Origin of the sequence: Erythrobacter sp. CCH5-A1, from assembly GCF_001557115.1 — a bacterium.
Lineage (GTDB): Bacteria > Pseudomonadota > Alphaproteobacteria > Sphingomonadales > Sphingomonadaceae > Erythrobacter.
This window is the reverse complement of sequence record NZ_LSKQ01000074.1, coordinates 1-18524: the sequence shown is the minus strand read 5'-3', so window position 1 is coordinate 18524 and position 18524 is coordinate 1. Positions and strand designations below refer to the sequence as shown.

Sequence of the window (18524 nt, the reverse complement as noted above, 5' to 3'; positions counted from 1 at the left end):
ACATAATTTCATGAAAATAGGAAGCCCGAATCCTCCGGATCAGGAGACGCTCGGCCCGCTGCGCTGCCGCCCGAGTGTCCAGTTGATCCCGCCGTCGCGCATGATGCCCGAGACCGATTTGCCGACATGGCGATCGAGAACAGAGCGCCACGGCACCAGCGTGAAATCGCGCGACCGTTCGATGAGCGCATGGCGACCACTCGTCATCTCGACTGCGCGCACGAGCCTGCCTTGAACAGCCTCCCCCTCTCTGGCCTCGGCGAACGGAACGCCTAACTTGTCGGAGAGCTGGCGGGCGACACGCAGCAATTCTCGCCGCTGGAGCGCGGCGAGCATCCCTCGCCGATAGACCGTCTGCCCATCCTGTTCGTCTGCAAGCTGTTCGGTGATCAGCCATTGCCGTCGCATCGCCTGCGCTGAACGAACCTCGCGGCCGAACCCGGCATCGCGCACCGGCGCTGGGCTGGCGGCAACCAGCTCACGATCGAGCCAGGTCGCGGCCTCGGCCGCTGGCAGATTGTCGAGCGGGACGGTCGACAGCGCCTCGATGGCGACGGGCCGGTCGTGGAGTTGGCGCGCCTCGAACCGAACCACCTTGTCAAGATGATCGGGCGTGACGATCCAGCTTCCATCGGGATCGCGTTCGACATTGCGGGCGATCTTCCGCATCGCCTCCAGCCGGCGGACATGGGTTTCGGCGAAGCCTTCACTGGCGCTCGGGTCCTGCTGCAAATGCGCGTCGATCGTGTAGCGTCCGTCGTTCGCGGCGGCGACTTCGACAATCGTGCGATCGACCGGGCGAACGCCGCCCTCACGCGGCACGATCCGGACGATGGCGTTTTCGGGGGTCGGATCGACCATCTCGCCCTCGCCGATCTCGGCATAGTGCGTGCGCCCGTCGATGCCGTCGATTAGCAGATAATGGCGGTCTTCATGCTCGTCCGCCAATCCCCGCATGATAACGCGGCCGATAATCGGCGCGGCTTCCTGCGCCGTCGGATCATAGATGACGCGATCGGCCGCGGCACAGTCGAGCTTCCGCGCGGTCAGCTCGCGCTGCATGGTACGGATGATATCGCCACGCTCCCCGATCCGGCGCAGTGTGTTCGCGAGGTCGGGCTCGAGCCGCCAGGTGTCGCTGCCGATATGCGAGGCGAGTCCCATGCGCCCAAGTTTCTGCAAGCGGCCGACGCGAACCGATTGGTGAAACGGGTCGCTGTCGCTCGCGCTGACCAGGCGCATACTATCCATGTCGCGGATCAGCCGTCGGTCGATCGCGGTCAGCCGCTCCACGCCAGTATCGCTGCGAAGCCGCTCCTCGATTTCAAGGTCGGTGCGCGGCCCGAGGTCGAGGTTGGCGATCTCGATCGCGCGTTGCCTGGCCCCGTGCGAAATATATTCGCGCGCGATCAGCAGATTTTCGCCCCGGTCATTCACGCCGCGCACAACGATATGCGTGTGCGGATGGCCGGTATTGAAATGGTCGACTGCCACCCAATCCAGCCTCGTGCCGAGATCCTGCTCCATCTGCGTCATCAGCCTGCGCACAAAGGGCTTCAAGTCCGGATATTGGTCGGCGTCCTCGGCCGACACGATGAATCGAAACTGGCGGCGGTCGCCGTCGCAGCGTTCGAGGAACACCTTGCCGTCGGCGACATCCTCGTCGGCCGAATAGAGCGCGCCGGGCTCGCCCTCGCGGGTCACGCCATCGCGCTGGATATAACGCAAGTGCGCCTTCGCGCCGCCCATACCTTTCCCGCCAAGTCCAACAGGCCGTATCTTGACGATCACGCGGCGCGACCGGAACGCGCCCAATCGGTCGCGCGATCTGAGCACCCGTGCAACGCTCGCGCCACGTCCGATCCGGCTGCCGTCGAAGCGGCCACGCCTGCCGGTTTTTAGCCCTGCGCGCTTTGCCGCTTTCACGACGCGGCTCAGGTAGCGCTGCTCCTTGCCCCGGCAGCGCATCCGGCCCAGGTGCGGTTCGAACTCATCATCGCGCATAGCGGCGTCCTTCCATACCGGAATGACGCTCCCCGCCGATAAGAATGGCGCGTCCTCGCCAGAGCGCAAGGAGTCTCGCGATTGGGATCGGAAAAGCCCAGAAAACCGCCATTCCTGGCAACCCTGTCTCGCACTCAAAGGGCGAGTCTCGCAAAAGCCTTCAAAAAACGATGTGCAGACAAACACTTACAAAATCGCGAGATTTTGCCTCTATCTTGCCGTCAAGCCCGACTGCCACCTGCCGCCCCAGACGCCCGCTTTGCCTTCCCGCCTTCCCGATTAGAAAAGGGGAGCGGCGCCATGCGGCACCACTCCCGCGAACCTGCCCCTTCAACAGCGCATCGCCTTATTGCCAGCCTGCCTGTTCGGCCTGACGCAGCGCCCGATTGCACCGCTTCAGCCTCTTCTCAGCGGCCCTTAATTCGGCTTCGATCTGCCGCCGTTCTGCCGCGTCATCGCACCATGAAAGCTCCGCGCGAAGCTCCTCGATCTGTTGTTCAACCGACATCTCATCCTCCTGATACAAGCGAAAGATGAGCCATCGCCCGGCGGGGAGCGGGTCGGGTCAACCACCGCGCAGCGGCCGCGAAGCGGGCGACGGGGGAGCCGATTTTCTCGTCGCCGGAGTGGAGCGAAGCGGAACGCAGGTGGCGTGAAAATTGGGGGAACCGTCGATGGTTGAGGCGGTCCGTTCGCCGCCGGATACTCGGTGCTTGCTGAGCGGATTTCTTCCTCTCTGCAGGCCCGCAAGCGCGTTCCGGTGCAGGAAAAGGCCCACGCCGAGCCCTCAAGGCATGAGGAAAGCCCCGCGCCGGGTGACCGGCGCGGGAGCGATCCGGCTCAGTCGCCGGGGTTCCAGATGACAGCGAACGCGTCGTCGTCGTCCTGCCCGGCGGCGCGGCCGAGATTGGCGTAGAGGGTGCGGCCGCCAAGTTCGGGGGCTGACATGGCGAGGCGGACATATTCGCGCTGGCTCACCTCGCCGGTGCGGATCCAGCCGCCGCCCAGTTCGACGCCGTTCGACAGCACGCGGTAGTCGGGCTGGTCCCCGGTCTTACCGCGATTGGGGATGATGGCGATCTCGGCATTGACCGAAAGCGTCTTCAAGGCGCCCCGGAACGAACCGTCGTTCTGGCGCTGGACATGACCGATTGCGGGCATTTCTCGTCTCCTTCACACAGTCGCCCGACCCGATGCCGGGCGATGGGCGGACCGAAGGGACGGCCCTTGAGCGCGCTGCGAACCGCAGGCCGAAGCGAAGCGGAGGACCGGAAGCGCGGGGCTGATTTGGAGCGAAGCGGCCGCGAGGAGCGCCGCCAAAGCGGCGCGGGGAAATCAGTTCCGCGCGATGGTTTCGCGGGGCGCGCGGCCGTCCCAGGTCATGCGCCCAAGGAGCCGGCGACGGGGTGGTGAGACACGAAAGGACGAGATGCGCGCGCGGACAGGAAGCCCAGTCCGGCGTCCTTCCGGGAAGCCATGATTGCTTTCGCGGCCACGAAGCGGCGGCTATAGCCTCACGGCGATGAACGAAGGAACGACGATTGCGGGGCAGATCGAACGGCTGATCGTGCGGCTGGACGGCGCGGCGGTGTGCGATGCCTGCGTGACTGACCGGCTCAACCTGTGGGTTACCGCACAGGCCAATGTCGTCACCCGCGCGCTCGGCGGCACGCGCGGATTCGAGCGGCAGAAGGACGAATGCACGCTATGCGGAAGCACCCGGACGGTGATCCGCCGCACCGCCCGGTAGGTCAGGCGGCGGGGGTTTTCGGCACGCGAGCGCGCGGTGCGGCGCGATTTGGGCTAGTTGCCGTCGCCCGCGAGCGCGCGCGCCAGCGGCTCGTTGGTCGCCTCGATCTCGATGCGGTCTGCGAAAATCGCGCACCAGCCGCTGCCGAATTCACCGATGCGGGGCTTGGAACAGGTCATCGCCCAATCAAAGCCTATCGGCCCCTTGGACAACGTTTCGGCGCAACATCGCTGGACGACCACGGCGATAGCATAGGCGTCGAAATCGTCCATGCTGGCGAAACACACGATCCGCACGGCTGGGTCGTCGGGGCAGGTTTCCGCGATGAAATCGGCTCCGATGGTGGGAAATTCGGGATCGTTGAACGCCTCGCGAAACCCGCTCCACGGCACGTTCGCATCGTCCGGCGGAAAGGCTGCGAGCAGCGCCGCGCTCGGCGGATCGGGCGCGTCGTCATTCGCCAGCGCGTAGCCAGCGTTTGCGACTTCCTCGATCAGCGCGCACTCGGCGGCGGTGCAGCGAAAGGCGAAGCTGCCCTGAATCCAGATGTCAGCCATTGCTCGCCTCCTCCCGTTCGGGCGTGATGACAAGCGGGGGCACCGCGAAGTCGGCCGCATCGAAATGCGCGATGATCGCCGCATAGCTGCCCAATCGCTCGGCGGTGCAGCGCCCCATGAGGATATAGTCGTCCTCGTCGGCAGCGTAGCTTTGCGGTTCGCCGCTGCCGGTGAACACGGTGCGTTCCGCACCCCACTGGCAGGCATAGGCGCCCGACCAGCGCGCGAAGAAAAGCCCATGCGCGATGCAGAAGGCTTCGAGTCCCTCGAACCGCCCCCAGGCGACCTCGTGCGCCATGAGCGCCAAGGGCTCGCCCTCGGGCAGATCGCCGAGCGCGAAGGGTTCGCCGTCCCATTCGGTGGACAGCCCTTCGTTCGCGATGGCCTCGGCGAAGGCGGGAAGCTGGCTGGCGGGGAGCGTCCCGCCGATGGTGATGGATGCCGAAACACGGTCGGCCATGACAAGTCTCCTGTCTGAAATCCGCGCTGCGAGGGCCGCTTGCGGCCGAGCGGCGCGGCGATTTTATGGGGGGCGGAACGGGCGGCGGGTGCGCCGCCGCCCGTCCAGTTTCATGCGGCTTCGCGCTCGGGCTGTTCCTGCGGCTCGGCCTTGGCAGGGGCCGGAAGCGCAATCACCGCGCCGGGGCCGGTCGGTTCCGGCTCGCGGTCGGGGCGCGCCGCGAGCACCTTGGCATGAGCCGCGACGGTGCCGACGCCGCCGCGCGCCGTATAGGCAGCGGGCGGGAACGCCATCCATTTCGGCACCCAACCCTCGACCTTGGGCCGTCCGTTCGTGCCGTCCAGATGGTCGCGGACGATGCGCTTCAAGACCTTGCCCGGTTCCTTCGCATTGGCGGCGGCGACAGGTTCGCCCGCCACCTCGGCGACGATGCGGGTCAGCACCTCCTTGTCGCGGACACACTCGAAAAAGGCGTCGTCGGCCTGCCAGTAGCGGGCCATATCGACGCCGATCTCGCCGCCCACCGCCTCGACGGCGGCGCTGCCGCTGGCGAGCGTTTCGCCCATGACGATCACCACCACGTCCATGACGGCGCGGTCGGGCACGTCGAGCAAGCGGAGGAACACGCCGACAAGTCCGAAGTCGTCGCCGTTGCCGCCGGCCACGGTCGGTTCCTCGGGCGAGAAGCCGAGAAGGTCCAATACGGCGCGGCGCTTCGTATCGAAGTCGGTTTCCGCGCGGCAGGTTTCGACGCTTTCGGCAACCAAATCGTTGCGCGCGGTCTGCGGCTCGGGCTTGATGGTCCAAAGCGGCGAACCGACGATGGCGTGCGCCACCATCAAGCGCAGCGCGACCTTGGGGTGACGGGTCAGCGCGGCGCGCACGGCCGCGTGGCGATGCAGGTCGATATAGGTCTGCATCGTGCTCGTCACCTCGGGGCGCGGCACCTTGGGAGCGGTGTCGATCGGCTCGCCGCGTTCGAGCCGCTTGGCCTCCTTCGACGTGACATAGCCCTCGTAAAAGTCCACCTCGCCGCTCGCGCGCACGTCGATATAGACGCGCGCCCCCTTGCGCTTGGGAGCCTTCACAAACTCGTAGCGATGGAAGTATTCGCCGCGCGGGACGATCACGACATCGCTCCATCCCTCGTCGAGATAGGCTTCGCGGCGATCCTCGATGGCCGCGTCCTGCTCGCGCCAGAAGGCGTCGGCGTCGGCGAAAAAGCGATCCTCGCCGAACAGGTCGGCGATGATCGCGAGCTTGAGCCTCTCGACGTCGAACAGGGCATGTTCGACCTTGATCGACGCGCCGCCGAACAGCCAGTCCTTCAACTGATGGCCGGTCGGGCAATAGGCGTCGGGGTCGCTGAACAGCGCCAGCCATGCCTTTTGCTGGCTCGTGCTCGCCAAGGTCAGGTGCCGGACGGTCGCCGCGTTGATCTCTTCCTTGCGGTAGAGGTCGCGGATGCGCGGCAAGAGATTGCCGAGCGCGAGGATGCGTTTGACGCCAAGCTCGGGGATGCCGAACGTCGCGGAAATATCCGCTTCGTCGCGGCCTTCCTTGACCAGCCGGGTGAAGGTTTCCCAGCGTGTCACCTCGTCGGGCGCGAGCCGCGCGATATTCTCGATCAGCGACGCCTCGATGGCGGCGGCATCGTCGCCGTTCTCGAGAATGGCGCACGGCAAGGGGTCGGCGCTGCCGGTTTCGCCCGCGACGATCTGCGCGGCGGTGAAGCGCCGCGCGCCCGCGACGATCTCGAACGCATCGGGACCGCAATTCGGTCGCACGATCAGCGGCACGAGAACGCCGCGCGCGCGGACGGTCGGAAGGATGTCGGACACGTCCGGCGCCTTCTTCGCGTAGCGCATATTGGCCTTGCTGACGGACAGCTTGCCAAGGTCGATAAAGTCGAGTTTCATTGGTCTGCTCCTTCTGGAGCGCCGGTCCCGTTTGTCTTGCTGGATGGGCGGGACCGGCACTCGATGCGGCGAAACGCGCCGCGCGTCACCCGCCTCGGGGCGGAAGCTCCTTGCCGTTGCGGCTGTCGGCCGCGCGGCGAAGTTCGGTTTCAGCGAAGATGATCGCGCCCGCCCGCCGCGCGGTCTCGGCCCATGTCGAGAGCGGGGCGAACGGTTCGAAATGCTCGTCGCGCTCGATGAACAGGCCGAAGGGCAAGCGGACGCTCGCCATTTCGGACAGGCTGAATGTGCCGAGTTCGGGAAAGCCGAACCCCAAGTCGGCAAGGCCGAACAGCGTGTCGTCATCATCGTAAAGCTCGGTCGCGAGCCATGTTGCCGCGCCCAAGGGATTGAAGAATTTGACCAGCGGAACGGGATCGGGTTCTGGCGCGCCATCGCGCGCGGCGGCGCAGCGGGCCAAGTCGTTCGCGCGCAGCGCGAAGCGCAGTTCGGGGGTCAGCAGGATCATGCCGCCGCCCTCCGCTCGTCGCTTTCGCTGGCCTCGGTATGGCGCGCCATTATCCAGTCGGCGGCCTTGCTCGCCGCGCTCGCGGCGCAGAAGATGGCGCGATTGTCCTCGCGCAAGACCTCCAGCCATGATGCCAGATAATCGGCATGGCGCACGGTCGGTTCGATGCCAAGCGCGGCGCAGAGGAAGGCGCTACCCATTTCGGCGACCAGTTCCTCGCGGGCGTAGTCCTTGCTGCCGAACGGGTTGAGAATCTTGCGGTCGAGGCGCGAGGCGTGGCCGGTCGAATGGGTCAGTTCGTGCAGCGCGGTGCGATAATAGTTGATCTGCTCGAAGAACGCGGGTTGCGGCGGAACCTGCACATAATCATGCGCGGGTACATAGAAGGCACGGTTGCCGCCGATGCGGAAATCGACGCCCGATGCGGCAATAACCGCTTCGGCGACGGGCACGATCTGGCGTTCGGGGAGCGGCGCGGGGCCGGCGGCAAGGCCGGGGCGCAAGCCTTCGCATTGCGCGACGTTGAACACGGTGAAGCGTTTGAGGAAGGGCACGGCGCGGGCCTCGTCGCCGGTCAGGCGTGCGCGTTCCTTCTCGGCCTCGGGGGTGAAGCGGTCGGCATAGACAACGGTGGTCCCGCGCTCGCCCTTGCGGACGTTGCCGCCTGCTTCAAGGGCTTGGCGGAAGGTCAGCCACGATTGCGAAGGATAACCGCACTCGATAACCGCGCCCCAGAGAATGAGCACGTTGACGCCGCTGTAATTGCGGCTGGTGAGCGCATTGCGCGGAAGGCCGGGGGCGGCGGAGAAGCCTTGACCATTGGGGCGGCCCCAAGGCTGGACCCAAGGAACGCGGCCCGCCTCAAGTTCGGCAACGATCCGGTTCGTCACCTCGTCGTAAAGATTGGCGCGCTCTGCCGGGGGCTGGCTCCTGCCAGCTTCTCCGCGCGCGCGATGCTTGCCGCTCTGGCGCATGGCTATCCTCCTGCACCGCCCCAAAAACCCCAGGGCCTCCCCCGGAGCGGGGGTGGGCGGCGAACTGCGACCTGCCGGGCGCGGCCAGAAGGCGGTCCGCACCCGCAGGGCCGCAATGCAATGGAGGAGCCGAGCCCGAGCGCAGTCGAGGGCCGGCTTGCGGGACGCCGGGCCGGGCCCAGAAGGGAGCGCCGTCCACCCGTGCGACGAGGGGAAGGCCCAACGAAAAACGCCGCCGCGCCGGTCAGGCGCGGCGACGACAGGCCGGAGCAAGGCTCCGGCATCCCGCCAGTCCGATCATCACCTTTGGCCGGGACGCGCGAAGCGTGGCCCGGTGGAGCTTGGCGAACGGATGTGAGCCTAGCGGAATAGAGCGGCGGTCGCGCCGCAGGCGCGAGGCGCCCAAAAACCCGGATGCGTCAGGTCAGACCCTGCCGTCTTGACGCACTCTCGCCATGGTCGCCTTACGCGACGGTGACGCGGAGGCGAGCACTCGGCCGACTGACCCGCCGCGGATCAACCGTGCAGCGGGGATCCGTGCGAACCGGTGCGAGCGGTCATCGCGGGCAACAGGCTCATCATGGCGGCACTGGCGATGATGATCGCGCCGACCGCCGCGGCGATGCCGGTCGCGGTCGGCCGCGCGCCGCCGAGATGCATCAGGCCGGAGACGACGCTGTGGCCGGCGATCCCGGCGGGCACAGCGAAGAGAAAAGCGACCGCCCCGCGAACTGGAACCGGCAACCGTGACGCGATGAGCATGCGTCCGATCAGCAAGGCCGCGACGCCGACGACGAGGCCGAGAAGCAGGCCGAGCAACAGCCCCAGCTCGCCACCCGCCGCCCACAGAAAGGTGGCCGCACCCAGCCCGACCGGGAGCGCGAAGACGGCGAGCCGGAACATCGCCCAGGCGAAGAGGACGATGCCGGTGGCGGAAAGGATCAGACCGAGCAGCATGACGACCAACTCCATAGCCTCGGAACATAGCAGAAACACGAATCCGCATGAAGCCCGGATCGGTGCTCACTACGGACGGCCTGGCGCAGCCGTCTCGGGCGGCCCTGCGCGTAGCACGACGAACAGCGTGGCCGCGCCGGCTTCGCTCCGGCCGGCAGGGGGCCGGTCGCCGATCGCGAAGAAGATGGCATTGGCGGTACGCGGCGTTGCACTGGCGGCCGCGACAGCCGACTGGGAATTGACGGGCACTCCGGCGACGCTCGCGAGATAGGCGCGGGTCTCGCCGGGCAGCGCGCGGCCGGTCCGCACGTGCTCGGCATAGCGTGCCGGTCCCGCATTATAGGCTGCGAACAGACCGGGATAGCCGAAGCGGTCATACATCAGGCGAAGATAGAGCGTCCCCGCCAATATGTTGTCGCGCGGGCTATGTGGATCGGACCCGAGCCCGAGCCGCGCGCGCATTTCGGACCAGGTGCCGGGCATGAGCTGCATCAGCCCCATCGCGCCGGCGTGGCTGGTGATCGGGCGACCGTCCAGCATCGTGCGTCCGCCGCTCTCGGCGCGCATGACGCGCTCGATCCATTCTACCGGCACGCCGAAACGCGCCGAGGCTGCCTCGATATAAGGCCGCCAGTGAACGACCGACTGCGCGCCAGCCGGCGCCGCCGCTAGCAGCGCCAAGGCGGTGATGGCGACCCTCAGCCCAGCCACAACAGCCGCGCCTCGCCGATGACGTCGCCGCGCGATGTCGGTCCGAAATAACGCCCGTCGAACGAATCCGGGCTGTCCATCAGGAGGAACAGCGCACCGGTTCTCAGTGTCACACATCCGCTCCACCGCGGCATCGGCCGCCCGCGGCCGTCAGCTTCGCGGCGATCAGTGACTGGGCGGCCATTTACGGAGATATCGCGACCACGGGCGCAAACGCGGTCGCCGGGCACGGCCGCGACGCGCTTCACCAAAGGGACGTTGATCGGAATGTAGCGCCGCTCGGCGGCGAGCCGGCGCCAGCGGTCGGGCACGCGGGCCAGCACCATGTCGCCAGCCGCGATGTCGTGACGGCCGCCAACGGCATAGAGGCCGATCGGCGCGCTGGCCGACACGTTCCAGACCAGCCGCGGCGTCGGGGGCAGCGCGATCGTCGCCGTCAGCGCGGCGACGCCAACACTGATCAGCACGGAGGCCCGAACCGGCAGACGGGAGGGTAACAGCCTAGCCATTTCCGCCATCCCGCATGTTCGCGCGCGACCAGGCCTCGATATCGTCGATATGGTAGCGCCAGACGGTGCCGTGTTTCCGGCAGCACGGACCGCGCCGCTCGCGGCGCATCTTCTTGAGCGTGTCCGCTGCGAGGCCGAGATGGAACGCGGCCTGCTTGGTTGTCAGGAACGGGCAATGTTCGCGTGCCCGCCGGGCGCGCTCCGCGGTCGAAGATACAGCTCCACCGTTCACAGCGGGCGGCGCCACCTCGGTCGGTGTTCGTGCGCCGCCGCCTGCTTTGTCGTTCGGATCGTGTGTCATGGATGCAGCGTCTAGTCCGACGAACCCGCGTTACCCGCCGATCAGGCCCGCACGCGCCGCTTCCTGATCCGCGACGTAGGCGTCCAACATGTCCGCCTGACCGGGAAGCAGCGCGTCGATCGCCGGGAGGCCGTCAATATCGTCGCGGTAAAGCAGCACCGATGGGCACTGGCCTTCGACATTACCGAGATTGGGGCGATGCTGGGCATAGCCGATGAGCGCGGCCAGATCGGGATCGAACGCTCGAGCGATGGCGGGCGGGTAGACGAGATACTGATTCTCGAACGTCCGCAGCCATCCGAGGCAATAGGAGGTGATGACCGCGCGGCGCACATGATCGGACTGGTTAGCGCCGGCACCATGCAGGATCGATCCGAGGAACAGCAGCGCGGAGCCGGGTGGCATTTCGGCGGCGACCGGACGTGCATCGCCCGGTTGCGATGCCGCATCGTGATGGCTGCCCGGCCAGACCAGCGTCGCGCCACTCTCCAGCGTGAACGGATCGATCGGCCAGATGACGTTGATCTGATAGTGCATCCCGGTCTTGACGCCGCCCCAGAGATCCTGGTCGCGGTGCGGCACCTGCGCGAGCGCGCCGGGATGGATTTCGATCGCCTGGGTGAGGTTGAGAACGATACGATCGCACCATTCCCCGAGCACCGTTTCGGCGATACCGCAGATGATCGGGTGCAGCACAAGGCCGGCGATATGCCGTGAACGCCGCAACAACGCGCCAAAGCGCTTGGTGCGGGCTCCGTAGAATCCGCCTTCGCAAAAGGGCGTGGCGACGAAGCGCGGTGCGAGTTCGGCTTCGAGCGCGGTGATTAGCTCGGTCGGCACGGCGTTATCGACAATGACATAACCGTCGGCGAGCAGCATCGCGGCTAGGCGGGCGGGGTCGTGCATCGCCATTCCCTTCACGCGGCTCTTGCCGCCGCATCGGGAGTGATCGCACCCGGCACATAGATGCCGTTCGACGCCAGCAGCGCAGGCGTACCGGCGCAGATCTCGATGCGGAACGCTCCAAGGAACGCGCCATCGATGCGGCGCGCGGGGCCGAGCGGCGCTGCGCGCCAGCCCATCGCCAAAACCTCCTCGCGAAAAGCAGCGGTCACGACGCCGGTTAGCATGGTGATTCCGCTGCCGAGCGCATGATCGACCATCGCCGAGATGAGCCGGTTGCGGACACGCAGGCGTCCGGGGGCGCCCAATCGTTGCGGCAGGCAAAGTCGCGTAATCTCGCGAACCTGCTCCCCCCGGGGCGCATCGCACTCGCAGAGCGACGCGAAACGATCGGCGAGCAGATGCGCGCCCTCTGTCGATAGCAGCCGCATCGACCCCTGGTGAATGCAGCCATCGTCGGTGGCGATCAGATAGACCGCCTTGTCGCCGTCATAGCTGTCGATTTCATAGCGGCCGCCGACGACCGGAACATCCCAGCCCAGCAGATCGACGAACAGGGTCTTGCGGTCCTCGAACATCGAGGCGGCGCGCGCATCGGTAAGCGAGCACCCTTGGACAATATGGATCATAGCAGTAGCTCCCGTTCAACGTGAACGGTCGCAAAAGGAGCAGAGATGCGGAGTTCAAACAGTCGTCAATATTGAGGATGCGGCGATCCTACTCAGAAGCGCGGGACGATCTCCTCGATGCAGACGATCCCGCAGGCGAGCGCGATCGCCGGGAGCTGCGCGCGGGAATAGATGCCGAAATGCTCGCGCAGGTCGCGCATGTAGGTGCGCACGGTCGTTGGCGCGATGTGCATCATGATCCCGATCTCGACGTCGCTCTTGCCCATCGCCGCCAAGCGAAAGCATTCGAGCCGCTTTGGGCTGAGATGGGGCAATTCCAGGCGGCGCGCCGGAAAGCCGTGCAAGCGCCGCGCCTCGGTAAAAGCCTCGCTCGCCATCAGCGTCGCGATCCGGCAGATATGCGATGGCGGCAATTGCCCGTCGCGCGTTGCGAACGTACAGCATCCGGGCGGCTCGCCGGCGACGCCAATCGGAACGGTGAGGCCGTTGCGCAGGCCATGACGCGCGGCTTCGCGCACGATGCGCGCCTGCCGCCGCGTGAAGCCGCCCAGCAGTCGCTCCATTTCGTGCCAGCCGAACGCCCGGCTTGTCGAGCGCGCCGCGAGCAAGGCGGGATCGTCGCGGTAATAGCCTTCGGCGACGAAAACGTCGCCCCAGCTCTGGAAATTGTCCATGCGGAAATATCGCCCACCGGGCTGAAAGAAGGCCATGCTCTGGACGATCGCGAGCCATGGGAGGCCGAGCTGGCGTGCGGCGGCCTCGCTGCAACTGAACAGCTCGCGATCACTGTTCGCGCGCCTGGCCTGCTTAATATAGGCATCGAGGTCGCGAAACGGCACCGAGGGGCACTCCTTTCGACGCGCGCGTTGCGGGCGCGTCTATCGGGCGCGTGGTTCCAGCCCACGCGCGTGCAGCCCCCGATGATTTACTTGGTCTTGCTCGGCCGCCCCGTCGGCTTGTGCGGATGGCGCCGGAGCGTCACCGCCGGGCGCGCCAGTATCGCGCCGATTTCCAGTTCGTCGTCCGAAACGATCGAGATCGATATCCGGCCGGACAAGAGATAGACGGCATTGACGCCGAGTGCCTTCGCGAGCCGCTCCATTGCTTTCAGCGTCGGGCTCGACCGGCCATTTTCGATCGCACTCAGATAAGAGCTGCTCGTGCCCGCATCATGGGCGAGCGCTTCTTGCGTGATGCGCATCGCAAGCCGCAATTTCCTGAGATTCAAACTGAAGGACTTCGACGCATCCATAAGGGCGTAAGTTCACGCCCTGCGACCATTACTCCACACTGGATACAGGTTGGAGTTATTATCTATATTATTACGTTTTTACAAATATTTAAATGAGATTCCCGAACAACGCGCACTCAACTCTGATGCGGATTCTCAGGCGCGCCAAAAGACCGCATTCGGACGGTCGAATCGGTCGATGACCGAAGCCCTCACGCCAGGACATTGGCCGTGGCCGCCGCAGTGGAAATCCCATCGGCGTCGTCACATCCGGGGCGAGCATTGATTTCAAGCGCCGAGCGAATCACGATGCGAACAACGTCCCGTGGACACGTCCGCAATCGCCGTTCCGGCGTGGCGTACAGGAATCATCGGATAGTTTGACGTGCCTGTGTGTCGTTGTCTCCTTTGATTTGAATGCAGCGAAGCGGAGCGTCGCATTGGTTCATAGTTATGAAATCACCGTTCGTGTCGGGCCGCTGGCCGCCCACCATGCCAACCGACTACTCGCAACAGTCGGTTCTGGCGGTAATCCCGCAGCGGTCCGGTTTGCTCCAGCCCCGCCGAATTGTACTCGGATCTTCATGATGCAGCGGGATCGGTCCGGGGATCGGTAGTGACGAGCCCGAAAAACGTGGCGCCGGCATTGCCTGAAGGATATTGTCGATCTCCCGATAGACGCCTCGCGCTGCCATATGAGGATGGCGCGCCGCTTCGTCCGGATCAAGCACGGGGGCAAAGCAGGCATCGCTGCCTTCCAGCAGTGCGCGCCATTCTTCCCGTGTCCGCATGGCGAATATCTCGCTAAAACGCTGCTTGAGCTCGGGCCAGGCATCACGATCATAGCCGTCGTCAAAACTGCTATCGCCGGCCAACCCCAGCTTTTTGCAAAGCAGCGCATAGAACTTGGGCTCGAGTGATCCGACTGAGATGAAATTCCCGTCGGCGCACCGATAGGTCGAGTACCAGTGAGGGCCGTCAAGGATGCTGCAGCCGCGTATGCTGGCAACCTGGCCGGCGGCCTTCAGGCTCAGGAGCAAGTTCATCATGTGAGCGCTCCCATCGACGATCGCGGCGTCAACCACTTGCCCATTCCCGGTATCCCGGGCGTGCATTGCCGCTGCGAGGACGCCGATGGCCAAATAAAGCGCTCCACCCCCAATATCGCCTACCAGGCTTGGCGGCGCCATTGGCGGTTCACCAGGATGCCCAGCATACCAAAGGGCTCCTGACAGCGCGATATAGTTGATGTCATGGCCGGCCGCTTGGGCGAGAGGTCCCTGCTGCCCCCAACCCGTCATGCGACCGAATACAAGGCGGGGGTTACGCGCTAGGCAAACCTCGGGACCAAGGCCGAGCCTCTCCATCACCCCAGGCCGCATGCCTTCGATCAGTACATCGCCCCTTTGGACGAGATCCAGGACATGCGCGACGCCTTCGGGGGACTTCAGATCCAAGGCAATTACACGTTTCCCGCGGTTCACAATGGCGCCGCTGCCAAGATCGATATTTTCGGAGTTAGGGCTTACGCGTTCAATGACGACGACATCGGCGCCAAGGTCGGCCAACAGCATTCCGCAAAACGGCGCCGGGCCGATGCCCGCAATTTCGAGTATTTTGAGGCCTGCAAGCGGACCAGTTTTCGTCATTCAGGCATACCTGCGTCTGAGACCTTGGCGCTTTGATCCAGGCCGTTTCGCCGCTCCAGATTTCGAGACGGGTTGCAGTCGTGCTGGGCGGCAGTGTCGAAAGTAAGATTGACAAAATGACCTTGATTCGCCTAATTCATTCTCTGGAGCAATTATTCCTGTGGGGCATGTCCATGCTCGATTCTCGCCTCAAGCATGCCGTCGCGGTTGGTCAGCTTCGTTCCTTCTCCAGGGCAGCGGATGCGGTTGGTGTCACGCAGTCGGCGGTGACCAAGAGTGTCGCTGAACTCGAACGGTATCTTGGCTATTCCCTTTTCCATCGGACCTCACGGGGCGCGATGCCGACAGAGGAGGGACGCGAATTTATCGATCGCGCAGCGCGCTTGCTTGCCGACGCAGCTGAACTACTCGGAGATACAGCCCGCCGCGCCGACGCCTATGCGGGCCCGCTTCGAATCGGACTGTTCCCAGGGTCAATCGACTGGTTGCTCACCCAACCTCTGGTTTCTTTGCTGCGGCGCCATCCGGCAGTGCGCGTCGAAGTCGTTTCGGGCAACAGCGAAAGGGGCGTGCGACTCCTGTCGCGCGGCGATATCGATGTCGCCTTTGGACTTGAAGCGGCCTTTGCACGCTGGCCGGAATTCAAGTGCGAGCGGGTCGCCTCGATCGAAATACTGCCTTTTGTGCGGAACAATCATCCCATTCTGGGGATAAACCCGACCAGCAAGGAGCCGCTGGTCCAGTTCGAATTCGTAGTGCCCTCATCTTCCGAACCCTACACATCGATCATTCAGCAGATGTACGAAAAAAGCGGTAAGCGTCCCGCTGACTGGATCCACATGACAGACTATTTTCAATTGGTTCGACGGATCGTTGCCACATCCGATGCTATCGGGATGGTTGCAAAACAGTTCACCGAGAACTCATGGTTTCGCGCCAATTTCGTGGCCTTGGAGGGAATCGGTTTATTCGATCCATTGACGCTTTGTTATGCTGTGCGTAGCCGCTGGCAGGTAAAACCGGCTGGCCGTGCGCTCGTCAGCCTTGTTCGTCAGGCATGGCGCACCGCACCATCGGATTAACGGCAAGGGGGCGGGGTGCGATCGGAAATCCGCTGCATCCGTCGCGATCAGCTAGAGCATTTCGCGCAGAAGTGGGAACCGGCTTTCCGGCAGGAAATGCTCTAGCAAATTGATCTTGGGCATTTTCCGAGTTGGCGGGTGATTCCACTCGCCTCGAAAATGGCCTAGAAGCTAATCGCCACTTCTCCGCCGATGACGCGCCCCCTGTTTAGCGGTGAAAGGCTTGCACCCGTGCCCCCGAAGGCCGCCGGCAAAGGTGTATCGCCGCCAATCGTCACCTCATTCAGGAGGTTTCGGCCATAGATGGAGAAGCGCCAGTGCTTGTTGTCGGTCGCCAATGTGAGGCTCGCATCGAGCATATCGGCGCCCTGAAGGAAGCCGACGTTGTTGTCGGTGAATGCCGCCTTGTCGCGATGCGTGAAGCTGACACGCGCCGTTGCTGTCCCCAATTCGCCAAGCTGCTGATCATAAGTCAGCCCCACGCCATAGGTCCATGGCGACAGCCTTGGCAATTTGAGCGCACGATCCACATCGTTGATGACGCCATCACCGCTGAGGTCGAACTGGACGTTGCGATACTGGCCATTCACGTAGCCGAGCTGACCCGAAATCACGAGGTTGGACAAAAGAAAAAACTGCCCCTCGGCCTCGACGCCTTTGATTGTGGCGTCGGCGGTGTTCCGTATGACCTGGCTGACGCCAAGCGGTCCGGGCAGGTTGATCTCGCGCTGCAGGTCCTTCATGCGATTGTAGAAGGCCGCCAGGTTGATCCGGTGGCGCCCGAATTGCTTCTTGGCGCCGAGTTCGAAACTGTCCTGGGTCTCTTGATTGAATGGCCCCGGCGGCACAGCGGGATCGGTGTTGCGCAAATTATATCCGCCGCTGCGGAACCCGCGCGTGTAAAGGCCATAAATCTGCGTGTCGTCATCCGGCTTCCACTGAAGGCCGATTTTCGGCGTAAACCCTCGCCATTTTGCCGCGTCGGCGAAATTGGTTGCACAGATCAGCGTGTCTAGATTGCAACCATTTGCGCGTAAGGCCGAGACCCGAACGGCTTTGCGTTCCCAGCTATACCGCGCGCCGAGATTCAAGGTCAGCGTATCGGTGAAATGCCAGTCGGTCGAAGCAAAAATGCCCCATGTTGTCTGGTCTTGCGTACCCCCACCGGAAACGATCCGAGCACCGCCCAAAAGATTCCGCAGCTCGGCGTAACGAAGATCCTGGGAAAAATAGTATAGACCGGTTGTCAATTCGACGTCACCGAACCTTCCGGCATAACGAAGTTCGTCGCTGAGTTGATCCTGGTCGATTTCGAAAAAGGCATGAAAGAAGGACTGTGGTGTTCCATCGATATCAGCGCCCGCGGAGGATCGGAATTTCCGATAGCCAGCGATGTTGGTGAAGACGCCTTCGCCCAGACCGACATCGATGTTGGTTTCCACGATCGCCTGGTCCCATTTGGCATCATAGAAACCTGGGAAATTGATCGAAAACCTGAAGCTGTCGCGGGGAAACAGCGCGTGACTCTGGACAGGGGCTCCATCGCTTTCGACATCGCCATGCTCATAGCGGAGATCCATTCGGAAGCGGTCGCCACCCTTGAGCGAAAGTGCCGGGCGAATGATAAGGTCATGTGATTTACCGAAGCTGCGATTGTCGAAGCGGTTGCGAAACCAGCCATTGTCGTCGCTGTAGTAGACGGCCAATTTGGCAGCCAAAACGTCATCGACGATAGGTCCGGTAACCGTGCCGCTTACGGTCTTCTTCAGTCCCGTTTCAATGGATAGCTTGGCTTTGGCTCCAAAATCGAAGCTGGGCCGTGTGGTCCGCACAACCACGGCACCGCCGGTAACGTTGCGACCGAAAAGCAAGCCTTGCGGTCCACGCAGAACTTCGATCCCCTCAAGGTCGAAGTTGTCCAGCACGACACCAGCGTTGATGCCGAGGTAAATACCGTCAGTGAAAACGCCTACGGTGGGGTCGATCGATGGGATCGTGCTGTTGATGCCGAGGCCCCGGATAGTGAAATTGGCATAGCCCGGTGCCGTACCCACATCCTCGAGCTGGACGTTGGGAACGTCGTAGCTCAGACTTTGAAGATTCTGGACGAACTTGGCATCCAACTGCGCTTCACCAAAAGCCGTGACCGCCATCGGTACTTTCTGCACGCTTTCGCCATAGCCCTTTTTGGTGGCGGTAACGACAATGTCCTCAGCCAGCGCTTCCGTGGCGCTCCCGGTTTGGTCGTTCGCCTGGGGCGTTGCTTCCTGGGCAAATGCTGTTCCCGAGCACAACAACGCGGCAGACGCCAATAGACATCCTCTCAGAGCCTGATCCGAAATTAAGTTGAGTGGTGCCAGCGGGTTAGCTTGACGCGAGC

20 protein-coding genes are annotated in these 18524 nt (G+C 64.0%); 2 read left to right on the top strand and 18 right to left on the bottom strand.

All coding sequences use genetic code 11. The annotated features are described in order from the left end of the window. Positions 1–39: 39 nt before the first annotated feature. From rlxS to AX708_RS03355, 3 genes are all read right to left on the bottom strand, one after another. Complete coding sequence (gene rlxS, locus AX708_RS03365) at positions 40–2004, bottom strand: relaxase/mobilization nuclease RlxS (RefSeq protein WP_058454888.1); 1965 nt, start codon at positions 2002–2004, stop codon at positions 40–42. A gap of 346 nt (positions 2005–2350) precedes the next feature. Next, a complete protein-coding gene (locus AX708_RS20735; protein WP_167541760.1) occupies positions 2351–2512 on the bottom strand; it encodes a hypothetical protein in 162 nt (53 codons plus the stop codon). Between the two features lie 332 nt (positions 2513–2844). Next, complete coding sequence (locus AX708_RS03355; protein WP_058454889.1) at positions 2845–3165, bottom strand: DUF736 family protein; 321 nt, start codon at positions 3163–3165, stop codon at positions 2845–2847. Between the two features lie 361 nt (positions 3166–3526). On the opposite strand from AX708_RS03355, the gene AX708_RS03350 reads away from it, so the two are divergent. Next, complete coding sequence (locus AX708_RS03350; RefSeq protein ID WP_058454890.1) at positions 3527–3754, top strand: hypothetical protein; 228 nt, start codon at positions 3527–3529, stop codon at positions 3752–3754. Positions 3755–3807: 53 nt separating this feature from the next. Here AX708_RS03350 and AX708_RS03345 read toward each other — a convergent pair whose 3' ends face one another. The 14 genes from AX708_RS03345 to AX708_RS03280 all read right to left on the bottom strand — a co-directional run bounded on the left by AX708_RS03345 (position 3808) and on the right by AX708_RS03280 (position 15062). After that, the gene (locus tag AX708_RS03345; protein WP_058454891.1) at positions 3808–4311 is read right to left on the bottom strand and encodes a hypothetical protein; all 504 of its coding nucleotides are present in this window, start codon (positions 4309–4311) and stop codon (positions 3808–3810) included. After that, positions 4304–4771, bottom strand: coding sequence for a hypothetical protein (locus AX708_RS03340; RefSeq protein WP_017499952.1), 468 nt, complete (start codon positions 4769–4771; stop codon positions 4304–4306). Before AX708_RS03340 ends, AX708_RS03345 begins: the two co-directional genes overlap by 8 nt. A gap of 110 nt (positions 4772–4881) precedes the next feature. After that, positions 4882–6690, bottom strand: coding sequence for a ParB N-terminal domain-containing protein (locus tag AX708_RS03335; RefSeq protein WP_058454892.1), 1809 nt, complete (start codon positions 6688–6690; stop codon positions 4882–4884). Between the two features lie 85 nt (positions 6691–6775). Beyond that, on the bottom strand, positions 6776–7198 hold the full coding sequence (locus tag AX708_RS03330) for a DUF2958 domain-containing protein (RefSeq protein ID WP_058454893.1): 423 nt from the start codon (positions 7196–7198) through the stop codon (positions 6776–6778). Next, the gene (locus tag AX708_RS03325; RefSeq protein ID WP_058454894.1) at positions 7195–8172 is read right to left on the bottom strand and encodes an ArdC family protein; all 978 of its coding nucleotides are present in this window, start codon (positions 8170–8172) and stop codon (positions 7195–7197) included. The genes AX708_RS03330 and AX708_RS03325 overlap by 4 nt, the downstream gene beginning before the upstream one ends. Positions 8173–8688: 516 nt before the next feature. Continuing rightward, positions 8689–9129, bottom strand: coding sequence for a hypothetical protein (locus tag AX708_RS03320; protein ID WP_137775485.1), 441 nt, complete (start codon positions 9127–9129; stop codon positions 8689–8691). Positions 9130–9198: 69 nt separating this feature from the next. Continuing rightward, positions 9199–9840: a lytic transglycosylase domain-containing protein gene (locus AX708_RS03315; protein ID WP_058454896.1), complete on the bottom strand. Its 642-nt coding sequence runs from the start codon at positions 9838–9840 to the stop codon at positions 9199–9201. Further along, positions 9828–10307, bottom strand: coding sequence for a S26 family signal peptidase (locus AX708_RS03310; protein ID WP_369815587.1), 480 nt, complete (start codon positions 10305–10307; stop codon positions 9828–9830). The genes AX708_RS03315 and AX708_RS03310 overlap by 13 nt, the downstream gene beginning before the upstream one ends. Before the next feature lie 34 nt (positions 10308–10341). Next, a complete protein-coding gene (locus AX708_RS03305; RefSeq protein ID WP_082657684.1) occupies positions 10342–10650 on the bottom strand; it encodes a helix-turn-helix domain-containing protein in 309 nt (102 codons plus the stop codon). Positions 10651–10680: 30 nt separating this feature from the next. Further along, entirely contained in the window at positions 10681–11562 is an 882-nt protein-coding gene (locus tag AX708_RS03300; protein ID WP_082731460.1) for a phytanoyl-CoA dioxygenase family protein, read from the bottom strand. Between the two features lie 5 nt (positions 11563–11567). Next, a complete protein-coding gene (locus AX708_RS03295) occupies positions 11568–12182 on the bottom strand; it encodes an acyl-homoserine-lactone synthase (protein ID WP_058454899.1) in 615 nt (204 codons plus the stop codon). A 92-nt stretch (positions 12183–12274) separates the two neighbouring features. Further along, entirely contained in the window at positions 12275–13021 is a 747-nt protein-coding gene (locus AX708_RS03290; RefSeq protein WP_066113774.1) for a LuxR family transcriptional regulator, read from the bottom strand. Between the two features lie 86 nt (positions 13022–13107). Beyond that, positions 13108–13434 (bottom strand): helix-turn-helix domain-containing protein, encoded by a 327-nt coding sequence (locus tag AX708_RS19670; protein WP_017499963.1) that lies wholly within the window; start codon positions 13432–13434, stop codon positions 13108–13110. Positions 13435–13916: 482 nt separating this feature from the next. Beyond that, on the bottom strand, positions 13917–15062 hold the full coding sequence (locus AX708_RS03280) for a CaiB/BaiF CoA-transferase family protein (protein ID WP_041685272.1): 1146 nt from the start codon (positions 15060–15062) through the stop codon (positions 13917–13919). An 80-nt stretch (positions 15063–15142) separates the two neighbouring features. Here AX708_RS03280 and AX708_RS03275 point away from each other — a divergent pair, with 80 nt between their 5' ends. Next, complete coding sequence (locus AX708_RS03275; protein ID WP_066113775.1) at positions 15143–16144, top strand: LysR family transcriptional regulator; 1002 nt, start codon at positions 15143–15145, stop codon at positions 16142–16144. Positions 16145–16308: 164 nt separating this feature from the next. On the opposite strand, the gene AX708_RS03270 is transcribed toward AX708_RS03275, so the two are convergent. Further along, positions 16309–18524 (bottom strand): TonB-dependent receptor domain-containing protein (locus AX708_RS03270; protein ID WP_331709955.1); only part of this gene is annotated, 2216 nt, incomplete at its 5' end.